Here is a 13,164-nt window from a genome sequence, read left to right as displayed (position 1 = left end):
CAATGGGATGGGCTGAGGAACGAGGTACCGACGAGAATGCGGATGATTGAGATTGCGCGAGAAGCGAACGTTGGAGCAGAGGGAGCGCTCGCTTCATGATCCCGATTGCCAAGCCGTTTCTGGATACGACAGAAGCAGACGCCGCGCGCGCAGCCGTTCTATCGGGCTGGCTGTCCCAAGGTCCGCAGGTAAGCGCCTTCGAACGCGAGTTCGCCTTGCTGACGGGCGCACGCCACGCGTGCGCCGTATCAAATTGCACGACGGCGCTTCATCTCGCCCTGCTCGCGAACGGCGTCGGACCGGGCGATGAAGTCATCACGTCGAGTCACTCCTTTATCGCCACTGCCAATAGCATCCGGTATTGTGGAGCGACGCCGATCTTCGTCGACGTCGATCCGGCGACGTACAACATTAATCCGGAGCGCGTTGCCGAAGCGGTAACTGAGCGCACTCGAGCAATCCTTGCCGTCCATCAAATGGGAATGCCTTGCGATTTGAAATCGCTTATGGCGGTAGCGAACCGTCATGGAATCGCCCTTATCGAAGACGCCGCTTGCGCGATCGGTAGCCAGATCAATGTGGATGGTGACTGGGAGTTGGTCGGCAAACCACGTGGATCTATCGCCTGCTTTTCTTTCCACCCTCGCAAAGTTATCACGACCGGCGAAGGTGGCATGCTAACAACGTCCGATGCAGAAATTGATCGCAACCTACGGCTGTGGCGCCAGCACGGCATGAACGTGCCGGACACGGTTCGGCACCGCTCGCCGCAGGTCATTTTTGAGAACTACGTTTTTGTCGGCTTCAACTACCGGATGACAGATGTCCAGGCCGCAGTGGGTCGAAAGCAGCTCGAGCGGCTGCCTGAACTGTTCGCGCGGCGACGCGCGATCGCAAGCCGGTACGGCGAGCTGTTGGGAAATCTGGAAGGACTGATCTTGCCGTTCGAGCCGGAATGGGCGCGTTCGAACTGGCAGAGCTACTGTGTACGCCTGCCCGACAGGGTGGACCAGAAAACAGTGATGCAGAACCTGCTCGATCAAGGCATCGCCACTCGGCGCGGCATCATGTGTTCGCACCGTGAGACACCTTACTCGAACGATGCGCGACGTCACGACCTACGTCAATCCGAACTCGCCCAGGATCATTCGATCCTGCTGCCGATCTACGCGCAGATGACCGAGGAGGATCAGGTTCGCGTCGCGGACGCGTTGAGGGTCGAGTTGAGCCGTTGAGACCAGTTTCACAACACGCAAGCGAATTGGTCCGCAAATACAGCGATGCCGTGATCGGCACGGCTGCCTGGCTGACTATTTAGCGGTCGCCCGATCCGTGGACAGCGGTGGCGTTTTGGTGCCTTTTCCCTTCTCGAAGACGGCGGCGATGACATCACGTGCATTGCGGTCGTCTGTCGCCGCCGTTCCAAGCCATTTCAGATATTTTCGCTGAAGTCGGTTTCCGAATACCCCGGTGGCGACATGGAGGAAATCGGGTACCAGGTGTCCAAAGGAGGTCGGATTTTGGATCGCCGACACGTACATGTTTTCGACCAGTTCGGCCGCATGGCTCAAGCTGAAGCGCCGCTCCGCAAGCTGACGGCCAAAAAGTCCCAGTTCGCGACGCTTATCGGGCGAATCGACGAGGCGTTGGAGCCCGGCACGCAACGCTGGCACTCCCGTTCCAAGCGAACCGGCGCCAAGTCCGTACCAGCCTTGTCGGAAAAAGGTCGGCTCGCTCTCGGGTGTCAGCAATTCGCTGAAGCCATCCTCACCCACCACGATGAGCGGCTTTGCGAATGCTATTCCTCGCAGCGCCGAGCCGCCTTGCCCGATGATGACGTCGGCCGCCGCATAGGCCGGGCGCGGGTCAGCCATTTCGCCAGTCAGAAGCACGACCTCACGTGCAACGGTTGCGTTGACGCCCGCTGCGCGTCTGGCTACGTCATCGCGTGCTTGGCCATCCCCGACGATGACCAGCCGTACCGACTGGCCTGCGACAGCCAGGTCGCGAACTGCATCGCACGCCGTCAGCAATCCTTCGAGTTTGAGGTCCGGCACCAGCCGGCAGATCATGGCAACGAGGACTTCATCGGGCCGGATGTCATGGCGGGCGCGAAAACTGTTGCCGTCGATCGACGGATTGTCGGCCTGTGTGTCTACGGGCGGCTCCAACAGCTCGACATTGCGGTGCCCGGCAGCGAGCGCGGCCTGACGGATGAGTTCGGTTCCGACCGTTAACGGCACGCTCCTTGGCAGGAAGGGCGCCACCGACATCGACATAACCGTACCGACGACGGGCGTACGATGAATGAGCGTCGGCGTCAGGAATGCCTCAACGATGGGAGGCCACTCGTGGCCATGTATCACGTCGATATCGCGCTGTCGCACCAACTCACTGATGATCCTCATGACTGTCGGCGACGGCCGACCGCGATGCAGAGGGATCTCGACGTGTTCGAGGCCCGACTTTCGCACCCGTTCCACCAGCGGACCTGGCTCCGACAAGACGATGACCTCGTGGCCCCGGTCGCGGACTGCTCCGGCCAACTGAATGGCGTTGAGCTGTGATCCGCCCACTTCCATGGAATGCGGGTAGAGAAGCACTTTCACGCTATTTCCGCCTCTATTAGCCGGGAGGACAGCAGGCCGGCCAACCGACGCCGACCTAGAATGAACTCGCCAGAACTGCCTTCGATTTCGTTACCATATTAAGGTTGCCATTAAAATAATTCACGATGTCATTTTTTTACGGCGCATATATCTATTTTGGATTATAATATTAAAATAGAGTTTATTGCCCACATCCAGACAAGGTGCGTGTCGGACCGACAGGCTGGCGCTGTATGAAAGGACGATTTCAATAATGAACGCGCCCTACGATCTTTCGACTATGATTGCGCCCCATGAGAACAGCAGGACGGCACCGCTCCACGTCCTCGTCGCGTTGGCGAGTTACGGTACCTCGAATGACCGCCACCTGGATCGGATGATCCGTGAATTCCGGTCAATGCCATTTGAGATCGACATCGTCATTATCTCAAACATCCACAAAAAGCCCGCCCCCGGCATTGAATGTCGGGTCGGTCTTCCGAGCAAAGATCCGTGGTCCTTGCCTTTTGCGCATAAGAAGCTGTTTGCGGAGCGCGCCGATCAATACGACCTTTTCATCTATTCGGAAGACGACATCCTGATAACCGAAAAGAACTTGCGGGCGTTCCTCCAGGTAAATTCGGTCCTGCGAGACGACGAAATTGCTGGGTTTCTTCGCATGGAGAAGGGACCGGGTGGCAGCATCAGCTATCCTGACGCACACGATGAATATCATTGGGATACGACGTCTCTCAGGTCCAGGACAAAGTATGTCCTTGCCAATTTCACCAACGAGCATGCGGCTTGCTATGTCCTCACGCGAAGCCAGTTAAACAAGGCGATTAAGTCGGGCGGCTTCTTGGTTGAGCCGCACGAGTGGAAGCATGATCTGCTCTGTTCGGCCGCGACCGACCCCTATATCCAATGCGGTTTCACCAAGCTGATTCCGATATCGCATCTCGACGATTTCACGGTTCACCACCTGTCCGACAAATACGCGGGCAAGGTCGGGGTGGATGCCGCGGAAATGCGCGCACAGATTGGTGCCATGCTGCGACTTGCCAATGATCCGTGCGCACCCGAACCGCTGCTGAATACGGAAACCAAGCTTTGGCGCCGGATGTATTCCAAGGATTACTATGAGCCTCTCAAGGAAGGTGTTCTCTCCATGATTCCTCCCGACGCTCGCACTGTGCTCTCGGTCGGATGCGGCTCAGGTGCAACCGAGTGTTGGCTGGCGGAGAAGGGCTTGCGGGTTGTTGCGGTGCCGTTGGACCCGGTGGTTTGCGGTAGTGCGGCGGAAAGAGGTGTCGAGATGGTCTTCGGCGATTTCCAAGTCGCCAAGAAGAAACTCGGCAACCAGCGATTTGACTGCCTCTTGTTTTCGAATGTGCTCCATTTGGTTCGTGACCCAGTCGAGGTACTTTCCTCGTTTCGCGACAACATGTCGACGAAGTCGGTGGCGATTATCCAGGCGCCAAACATGTTATCCGTCCCGGAGATGTGGAGGAGACTTCGCAATCCTCATCGATACCGCGGATTGGGAAACCACAATCTATCGGGTACACACGTCAGCAGCATCGGGAAGGTGGGCGCTTGGTGCCGCAAATCCGGGCTGCGGGTAGACCGGACGGTAGGAACGCTTCATCACCGCGCCGAATTTCTTCGTCGGCTTCCGGCAGGATCTATCGAATTATTCATGTCTCCCAGTTTCGTCAGCCTGGCTAGAAGGAAGGATGATTTCAAAGAGTCCCTCCATTGATCGACAGAAAAAATGATGGACTTTTTCTGAAAACACCTTCTCGCTTTGGACAATCCGCTGGATGAGCCATCCTTAGAGGAACAAAATGAATCAGTGCGAGATCTCCAACAGCCAGGTAGCGCGTCGGATCGGCTTCGCCACGATCGGAGACGGAAGCAACGTCAGGTTCTGGTCCGGTACTCCCCACAATATGTCGAAATCGCTCGCGAACCAGGGGCACGAAATTGTCCACATCGGTCCGCTGAGCGCACCGGTTCTGCCTCTGTACAAGACCTATTCCAGTCTTTGCCGAACGTTTCATAGGCGGGGTCTTTCTCCATTTCAGGCGGGCCCTGTCGTTGCGCAATACTCAGCGGACGCGGTACGCAAGATTCGAGCCGCGTCGCCCGATATTGTTTTCGCCCCCGCCGGATCCACCTTCGCCTGGAGCGTGCCCGATGGTGTGCCCCTCGTATATGCGTCCGATGCAACCTTTCGGCTTATTGAGGACTATCATCCCAACTATCGAAACCTGTCGCGCACTGCCCGGGAGACCTCCGAGCGGCTGGAACGCGATACGATCGCGCGCGCGGACCTAATTCTCTATCCGTCGCAATGGGCAGCTGAATCTGCAGTTAGGGACTACGGTGCCGATCCGGCTCGGGTGCACGTCGTTCCTTGGGGCGCCAATCTCAAAGAGGAACCCGCTCGTGAAACTGTCCTTGGATGCCGAAAGCCCGGTCCAGTTCGTATGCTCCTGATTGGCGTCAATTGGAAGGAGAAGGGGGCGGACCTCGCGGTAGAGATTCTCGCTGAACTAAACAACAGGGGCATGAAGGCGGAACTCGTCATCTGCGGATGCACTCCGCCGGAGCCGATCACACAGGATGGTCTGACCATCATCCCTTATCTTGACAAGAATGACCCTGCACAGCGCAACCGGCTCGATCAACTCTATCGGGACGCGGACTTCTTTCTGCTGCCAACCCAGGCGGACTGCTTCCCCATCGTGTTGTGCGAAGCCGCAGCTCACGGTGTTCCGAGCGTTGCACGCGCCACCGGTGGCGTCCCCTATGCCGTCCGCGAGGGGAAGACCGGCATATTGGTGCCCGCGAATGCGACGAAGGCAGACTACGCTGATGTCATCGCGGAAACTTTTGCGGACCCGGACCGCCTGGCTCGTTTGAAGCAGTCGAGCCGCGATACTTACGAGACGCAGCTGAATTGGCAGGCCTGGGGCCGGCGAGTCTCAGATCTGATGCAAGCTCTATGATTGTTCTGAACTATCACGAGCTGGTCAGCGCGTCGCCATCGAATGCATGGTGTCTGACGCACAAGGCATTCGATGCGCATCTCGCGCTTTGCGGAGGTACGTTGGTCTCGCCTCGTACGTTTCTGGAGACCTGCGACGATCCGAAAGCCAGCCGGACCAGTGAGGTCCTGCTGACCTTCGACGACGGATTCCTTTCGGATTACACGCATGTCTATGCCCGCTACGCGGCAACAGGCAAGATTCCGGGATTCATGTCCTTTATCCCGGTCGATTTTGTGGGTGCGCCGGGGCGGATGAACTGGCAGATGATTGAGGAACTCAGTAGGAATGGCATTACAGTCGGCTCACATGGCATGGCCCATCTGGATTTGACCACTGTCTCTGATGCCCAACTCGAGCGCGAGGTTAGCGTGTCGAAGGCTGTGCTGGAGGATCGCCTCGGGCAACAGGTCGCTCTTTTCGCCTTCCCGTACGGGCGTTTTTCTCAACGCGTGTGGGAGGCGGCTCTGAGAGCTGGCTATACGCGCCTATTCACGATCCAGCTTGGGAATCATCGCGGATTCGAATCGTTTCTCTATTCTCGCCTTTGTTTGACCAACGGCATGGACGCGGAGTACATGCGCCAGCATCTACTTGACCCGGATGCGATGCGCGGCCTTGCCTGGAAGATCAGTACAAGGCTCGGACTCTATCGCTCACTGATGCGCGTCCGCTATCGATAGCGTTATGCGGGCATCACGATGAAGGTTGGCAGTAGACTTTCGCTGGTTTTATTCCGGACCGATGCACTCATTCGGAGTCCAGCGTCCAATTCGGGACCTGGTTGTCGGAACTTCTCTTCTATCTGCCGATCATCGGGGGCGGCGTTTGCATCGAGACGGCTAACTCATTTCGCGTAGTGGATGGATCCGTGGCAAGTATTGCAGCAAGAGAGTCTCGTCAGATCGGAAGGCCGCTAGCTTCCGTCGGCAGTCAAGCTGCAGCTCAGCAGACGAGAAGCGCGAAGGTCTCGCCACTTATTCCGATCTTCGTTTTCTCGTTGGCAATGCCGATGCTCTTCCAAATCGGCCCGACGCGCCTGTCTCCTTACCGGTTGGTGCTGGTAGTAACCTTCCTTCCGTGTTTGATAGCGTGGCTATCCGGATCGGTGGGGCGAATACGGCTACCTGACATTCTGATTTTTTTGACCGCGGTATGGGGCGCGGTCGTATTGATCGGTCAGCATGGCATCGACACAGGCGTGCAATCCGCTGGCATATTCGTCATCGAGACGTTCGGAACATTTCTTTTCGCAAGAAAATATATCCGAGATGTCGTCGCTTTCCGGCGCATGGTTAGTTCTCTCGTGCTCATGGTCATTTTTCTTTTGCCATTCGCCATCTACGAGAATTTCGTAGGCTCGCCGATCTTGATTGAATTGTTGGGCAAGGTGTTTTCCGTCTACAATGTCATCGGCAGTGAAATGAGACTCGGACTTCGGCGAGCTCAAGGCACCTTCGAATATTCCATTCTGTTTGGTGTCGTTTGCTCAAGTGCTTTCGCCTTGAGCTTTTATGTAAATGGCGTCATGGCGCGCAGGGGCGAGTGGTTAAGTACCGGGCTTGTGGCGATGGCGGTTCTATCCTCGCTATCTTCCGGTCCCCTCCTGTCGCTTGTTGTGCAGGCATTGCTGATCGGCTGGGACAGGATCACGGCGAGCGTGGCGCGCCGTTGGGGAATATTGGCCGCAATTGTAGCTATTGCCTACATCGTCGTAAGTTTCACTTCAAATCGTACTCCGTTTGACGTCTTTATCTCGTACCTGACTTTCAACGCGGACACGTCGTATATGCGCGTGCATATCTGGCATTACGGAACGGAATCAGTAGTGCGGCATCCGATCTTCGGACTTGGTCTGACTGAATGGGACCATCCACCGTGGATGGGAGGCAGTATCGACAACTTCTGGCTGGTGACCGCTGTTCGCTACGGTATTCCGGGATTTCTGCTCGTGGCCGGCGGTTTCCTTTCGGTTTGTCTCGGCTTGGGACGCCTGAAGAATGTCTCGTTCCATGTAGCCCAGTGCCGCAAAGGTCTCATCGTCACGCTATGCGGACTGGCTTTCGCCATTTGCACGGTCCACGTCTGGGATGCTCCTTATGTCTTGATCATGTTCTTGCTCGGCAGCGGCATGTGGATGTTTGACCCCCGCAACGGGAGCGCTTCCGCCTCGTTCGCCGCACAGGGTGCTCGCTCTCGTTGGGCAAATCGCTCGAATCAGTGAAGATGTTTGTCTGGGTTTGACATCGCAAGACCTGCTCGGTTCTCGCCCGGACGACTTTGTTGTCGTTGAAACTCGCTGACACAGGCAGGTCTTGGATCCGGCAGTCCGCCATAGCACTACGGCCGTCGGATCAGATCTCCGAGGACAAGCTGATCGCCCCGCCAGCTTGCCCAACGCACGTTTTCCCAACGCTCGATGTTGATGCGTTGACCATTGATTACGTCAAATAGGAACGCCGCATAGCGGAACGAACCGCGCACGAAGTAGACGTTCTTCAGGCTCACGGTGGAGCCGCCATCCGCCGGGATGCGGAGACCGTAATTGCCGCCCTCGAACAATACGTTCTCGAGAACGTGCGAGCCTCGCCAATTGTCTGCAGAGAAGTACCCCGCGTTCGTTGCCCCTGCCATCTTGAAGGTCGAGTTCTTGACCGTGACTACGCCCGCAGACCCTGGCGCATAGCACTGCAGCCCGTCCGCGTGGTCACTGCCGACGCCCGTAGCCGTAACATAAACCCACGTCAGATCGATATTGCCGGCAACGCAGCGAACACCTTCTCTCGACTGAATGCGAACTCGCGTGAGGCTGCACGAGCCACTGCAGGTAATCGTCGGATCTCCCGAGTTCTCGACGATGGACAAATCCGTCCGGGATGAGCCCGGCGATAACGTGATGCGGCTCGCCCCGCCCGTGACGTTAGCATAGACGGGATCATTGAAGCTCAAGGGAACGTCGACCGAGCTTTGCACCGGATCGGGGGTTAGATCAGGGCCGACTGCCAAGCGCGATGGTGCGTCGTTCTGCAGTGCCAAGGCGTGGTCGCGGCCGGCCGTCGTCTCGGCCTGTCTGTGGCTCGAGGGCGCCGCGTCCGCATGGCACATCCACTCCGCACATTCACGCCATGTCGACATGACGGCGGGTTGACCAATAATTGCCCCTACAGGCAGTAGAACCAGCATCATCAGATAGCGCATAGCGGCTCCCAAAGTGGATTTTACGCCAAAATTCTGGACAACCAACCAGACCCGGTCTGCGGAGACAGAAGCTGAAATTAGTATACCATCGCCGATCGATAAACGATCATCTCGGAACAAGCTGGACCGGAGATTTCATGCTGGAGGTTGCGAGAACCTGAGCCACAGCAAGCGAGGCTGAAAATGCGATATGGCGTTTTCTCCAAAGCGTCGCGCGAGCACGGAATCCAGGAGATTTTGCGCTCCTCAGGCTCATCGAGGAGGCGGCCGAGCGGGCCGATCGTGGCTCGGGCAGCCGGAGCGCGGACAGGTGGGTCCAGGGTTGCGAACGTTTCCGGTTTTACCAGGCAAAGATCGAGGGCCTGCGCAAGTGCAACCTAGCGCCGCTGCCGTCTGAGCGGTATAAGAGCTTTTGCATATTTAATTGTTAGGTACGGTGCTCAGAATGACGATATTGGTAACCGGCGGCGCAGGTTATATCGGCAGTCATATTGTGAATGAGCTCGTCGACCGAGGGGAATCCGTGGTCGTGCTCGACAACCTTTCGACCGGGTTCGGAGACACGGTCCCTGCGATGGCACAGCTTGTGGTCGGCGATATCGGCGACGGCGCGCTGGTCGAGAAGCTCTTGTCCGAGCACCGGGTGCAGGCGATCGTGCACTTAGCAGCCTCGTCCGTCGTGCCGGATTCCGTCGCCAACCCCTTAGGTTACTACAGCAACAACACGGCCGGCTCTCTGGTGTTGTTGAAGGCCGCCGTCCAGGCTGGCGTAAAGTATTTCGTGTTCTCCTCTACGGCCGCGGTCTACGGCAATCCACAGACGCCGCTGGTGGGAGAAGACCTGATTCCCCGACCGATGTCGCCATACGGTGCCTCGAAGCTCATGACGGAGCGAATGCTGCAGGATGCGGGGCTCGCATGCAGCCTGAAATATGTGGTCCTGCGCTATTTTAACGTTGCGGGTGCTGATCCGAAGCTCCGCACCGGCCAATCCACGCGTGCGGCGACCCATCTGATCAAGGTTGCCGTACAGGCCGCGCTCGGCGCTCGCGATTCCATGGCGATTTTCGGTACGGACTATCCGACCCCGGACGGCACCTGCATTCGCGACTACATTCACGTCAGCGATCTCGTCAGTGCCCACGTGGAGGCACTGGGCTATTTGCGGAAAGGAGGCGCAAGCACGCTGATGAATTGCGGGTATGGCCACGGCTACTCCGTTCGGGATGTAGTGGACACCGTGAAGCGCGTGTCCGGGCTCGACTTCGAGGTTAAAATGCAGCCGCGGCGGGCTGGCGATCCGGCCGCAATCGTTGCCGACGTGCGGAATATCAGGCGTATTCTCTCGTGGACCCCTGCCCATGATGATCTCGAGACCATTGTTCGTCACGCGCTGTCATGGGAACAAAAGCTGTTGGCGCGGACACCTCGAGCTTTGAGCGGGTGATATCTGGTCGGCGAATAATCAGCCTGCCGAAGCCTTGGAGGATGGTTCGTGCGTGAGCCGAGATTTCTGATGGATCGGAGGCTGGTCGACCTCTCGATCTGCACTGGGCAAATGGGTCAAAGGAATTAGGTTCGACCCAAGGACCATGCGAGGGTCAAAAGACGGTTTGCGAACGCCATTATTTTATCGCTTTTGCCTATTGGCGAGGTATACTGCTGCCTCGAAATAAGTCATTCGTCCGAGACCGATCTTTTTTATATAGGCTGGACTTCGCCCGCGTCGAAAATATGCAGGATCATGCTGACCAACCGGTGCCTGCTTTCAGCGTAATCATCCCCGCACACAACGAGGAAAAGGTGCTGGCGCGGTGTCTCGACACCTTGCTGGCAGACTCCAAACCGGGCGAACTGGAGATCCTTGTTGTCGCCAATGGCTGCACCGATCGCACCGTGGAGATCGGGCGGAGCTACGGCAATCGAGTTGGTGTGATTGAAGTGTCCGAGGCGTCCAAGCATGCTGCCCTCAATGCAGGCGATAAAGCGGCAACGGTGTTTCCGCGCGTGTATCTGGATGCAGACATCACGGTAAGCGCTGGAGCCATTCGATCCGTGGTGGAGGAGATGGACCGCGCAGGTGCGCTTATTGGAGCGCCCCGAGCGGTGATCGATTTGGATGGATGTCCGGCCATCGTTCGATCTTTCTATCGGGTGTGGTGTGAGACGCCTTGGTTCACCGACAACCTCGTCGGTTCAGGTATCTACGTACTAACCGCCGCCGGACATGCGCGCGTTGGTGTGTTTCCAGCGATAACCAATGACGACCAGTATGTGCACGACTTGTTCGAAACCCGCGAACGCACAACGTCGAACTCGTATCAGTTTCTGGTGCGACCGCCGCGCACGGTTCAAGGGTTGATTAAGCGACGGACACGCACGCTGGTCGGCCAACGCGAACTGGATCGGCGCTTCGGACAGCTTCCGGGCCGCGCCCGCAGACTATCACTCTTGGATCTGTTGCGCCGACGGCGCGCGAGGATTGGGGATTTGATCGTATATGCGATCATCTCGAAAATGGCCGCGTTCGCGGCGACTCGCAAGGAGCAGCGGGGTGACCGTGCTTGGGAGCGAGACGAAACGAGCCGTACTATTCCTTCGGCTACCCATGGACAACGGGAGGGGAGCTGATGCCAATCACAAGCACCCGCGACAAAATTGCCAGCGGCGTGCGGTCCATGCTAGACCCAATGACATGGCTGCATTCGCTGCGGATCCTCCACTTCTATAGCTACAAGCATGTGCGCGAAAAGCGCAAGATCAAGATGGGCAGCGATCAGGTCTTCGGGCCGAACGTGTCGATAGCAAATGGTGAAAGAATCACGTTGGGAAACCGGTGCCATGTCGGTGAGCGCGTGTGTCTCTGGGCCGGTAATGAGACCGGGCGAATAACGTTAGGCGATGATGTGATGATCGGCCCCGGAGCAGTTGTCACCGCGTCGGATTACGGTCTGGTTGAGGGTACTCCGCCCGCTTTTCAGCCAAAGAGCGAACGCGATATCGTAATTCGCGACGGGGTCTGGATTGGTGCAAACGCGGTTATCACCGCAGGCGTTACCATAGACGAGGGCTGTATCGTTGGCGCCGGATCGGTAGTAACCCGCGATCTTCCAGCAAATATGATCTGCGGTGGCATACCTGCTCGGCCAATCAAGCCGCGTCCGAAGCGCGCTGGGTCTCCACTTGATTAGCCCGCACGCCGACGTCGCTGTTCTCATCGTCTCGTACAATACGGAGCACTTGCTCGGCGAGTGTCTCCAAACTCTGCACGAGCAACGCGGCAGCCTGAGGCAGCAGGTGATCGTGGTCGACAACCGTTCAAGCGACCGTTCGGTCGATATGATCCGATCGCGCTTTGCTGAAGTGGAGTTGATCGAAGCCAAGCAAAATCTCGGTTTTGCACGAGGAATGAACCTGGCGGCGCGCCGAGCGAACGCCGAGTTTCTGCTTCTTCTGAATCCCGATACCGTCGTGCTTGATCATGCAATCGAGCGGTTGGTGAAGTTTGCGCGCTCGCGTCCGGGCCACGGGCTTTACGGTGGGCGAACGGTCCAGCGCGACGGTGCGCTCGAGTTGTCTTCTTGCTGGGCGCTACCGACTATATGGAGTATGACCTGCTTCGCTCTTGGCCTAAGCACAGTCTTTCGTCACTCGCCCTGGTTCGACCCTGAATCCATGGCCGATTGGCATCGCGACACTGTTCGCGAGGTCGGCATCGTCACCGGTTGCCTTCTCTTGGTTCCCCGCGACGTCTGGCAAAAGCTCGGCGGGTTCGACGAGCGCTATTTCATGTATGGCGAGGATGCCGATCTTGCCTTCCGTGCTCGGCGCGCTGGGTTTCGTCCAATCATTTGCCCGGAAGCATGTATCGTCCACGATGTCGGCAAGGCGTCAGCGACCCGAGCGGACAAGCTGCTCCTCCTCTTTAAAGGCAAGGCCACACTCGTTCGCGACCATTTCGATGGATGGCGCAGGCAGCTCGTTCTTCTCGAACTTCTTGCAGGCGTAGGTCTGCGCGCATTGCTCGCCCGGATTGGGCTCGGGCCGGATCGATCCGAAGCCAAGGGTTGGATGAAAGTCTGGACCGAGCGCCACGACTGGATCAAGGGCTATCCGGACAAGCAGCCTTCTCGCGAACACGATAACTCGAAGATCGAGGTCGGGTAACGACTTCTCTGGCTCAAGCGGGCAGCTGGTAGCGCCACTCAGAGCCCTGCGTCTGCTTTGCAGACGGCTACAACCATAGCGCGGCGCCCATATTTTCTCACTCATCCGCGATGACGCAGGTACTCGACGGCCTGCTATTTAATCCTTGAAGGTTGGGG

11 protein-coding genes are annotated in these 13,164 nt (G+C 57.6%); 9 read left to right on the top strand and 2 right to left on the bottom strand.

The features are described 5' to 3' along the window. Positions 1 to 95 precede the first annotated feature (95 nt). The gene (locus I6F35_RS10885; RefSeq protein WP_225117660.1) at positions 96 to 1,235 is read left to right on the top strand and encodes a DegT/DnrJ/EryC1/StrS family aminotransferase; all 1,140 of its coding nucleotides are present in this window, start codon (positions 96 to 98) and stop codon (positions 1,233 to 1,235) included. A 75-nt stretch (positions 1,236 to 1,310) separates the two neighbouring features. On the opposite strand, the gene I6F35_RS10880 is transcribed toward I6F35_RS10885, so the two are convergent. Next, positions 1,311 to 2,609 carry a glycosyltransferase family 4 protein gene (locus tag I6F35_RS10880; RefSeq protein WP_225117659.1) on the bottom strand — a complete coding sequence of 433 codons (1,299 nt, stop codon included), beginning with the start codon at positions 2,607 to 2,609 and terminating at the stop codon, positions 1,311 to 1,313. Between the two features lie 253 nt (positions 2,610 to 2,862). On the opposite strand from I6F35_RS10880, the gene I6F35_RS10875 reads away from it, so the two are divergent. The 4 genes from I6F35_RS10875 to I6F35_RS10860 all read left to right on the top strand — a co-directional run bounded on the left by I6F35_RS10875 (position 2,863) and on the right by I6F35_RS10860 (position 7,865). Then, a complete protein-coding gene (locus I6F35_RS10875) occupies positions 2,863 to 4,350 on the top strand; it encodes a methyltransferase domain-containing protein (RefSeq protein ID WP_225117658.1) in 1,488 nt (495 codons plus the stop codon). Between the two features lie 85 nt (positions 4,351 to 4,435). After that, the gene (locus tag I6F35_RS10870) at positions 4,436 to 5,602 is read left to right on the top strand and encodes a glycosyltransferase family 4 protein (RefSeq protein ID WP_225117657.1); all 1,167 of its coding nucleotides are present in this window, start codon (positions 4,436 to 4,438) and stop codon (positions 5,600 to 5,602) included. Next, the gene (locus I6F35_RS10865) at positions 5,599 to 6,324 is read left to right on the top strand and encodes a polysaccharide deacetylase family protein (protein WP_225117656.1); all 726 of its coding nucleotides are present in this window, start codon (positions 5,599 to 5,601) and stop codon (positions 6,322 to 6,324) included. Before I6F35_RS10870 ends, I6F35_RS10865 begins: the two co-directional genes overlap by 4 nt. A 101-nt stretch (positions 6,325 to 6,425) precedes the next feature. Further along, a complete protein-coding gene (locus tag I6F35_RS10860; RefSeq protein ID WP_225117655.1) occupies positions 6,426 to 7,865 on the top strand; it encodes an O-antigen ligase family protein in 1,440 nt (479 codons plus the stop codon). 116 nt (positions 7,866 to 7,981) lie between these two features. Here the strand turns inward: I6F35_RS10860 and I6F35_RS10855 are convergent, their stop codons facing one another. Next, the gene (locus I6F35_RS10855; protein ID WP_225117654.1) at positions 7,982 to 8,839 is read right to left on the bottom strand and encodes a hypothetical protein; all 858 of its coding nucleotides are present in this window, start codon (positions 8,837 to 8,839) and stop codon (positions 7,982 to 7,984) included. A 445-nt stretch (positions 8,840 to 9,284) separates the two neighbouring features. On the opposite strand from I6F35_RS10855, the gene galE reads away from it, so the two are divergent. From galE to I6F35_RS10835, 4 genes are all read left to right on the top strand, one after another. Then, positions 9,285 to 10,286 (top strand): UDP-glucose 4-epimerase GalE, encoded by a 1,002-nt coding sequence (gene galE / locus I6F35_RS10850; protein ID WP_225117653.1) that lies wholly within the window; start codon positions 9,285 to 9,287, stop codon positions 10,284 to 10,286. Between the two features lie 287 nt (positions 10,287 to 10,573). Continuing rightward, a complete protein-coding gene (locus I6F35_RS10845) occupies positions 10,574 to 11,470 on the top strand; it encodes a glycosyltransferase (RefSeq protein WP_225117652.1) in 897 nt (298 codons plus the stop codon). Further along, a complete protein-coding gene (locus tag I6F35_RS10840) occupies positions 11,470 to 12,030 on the top strand; it encodes an acyltransferase (protein ID WP_225117651.1) in 561 nt (186 codons plus the stop codon). The genes I6F35_RS10845 and I6F35_RS10840 overlap by 1 nt, the downstream gene beginning before the upstream one ends. After that, positions 11,969 to 13,006 (top strand): glycosyltransferase family 2 protein, encoded by a 1,038-nt coding sequence (locus I6F35_RS10835; protein WP_225117650.1) that lies wholly within the window; start codon positions 11,969 to 11,971, stop codon positions 13,004 to 13,006. The genes I6F35_RS10840 and I6F35_RS10835 overlap by 62 nt, the downstream gene beginning before the upstream one ends. The last annotated feature ends 158 nt before the right edge of the window (positions 13,007 to 13,164 follow it).

It is taken from the genome of Bradyrhizobium sp. BRP22 (assembly GCF_020194175.1).
GTDB lineage: Bacteria > Pseudomonadota > Alphaproteobacteria > Rhizobiales > Xanthobacteraceae > Bradyrhizobium.
This window is presented reverse-complemented; position numbering and strand designations above follow the sequence as displayed.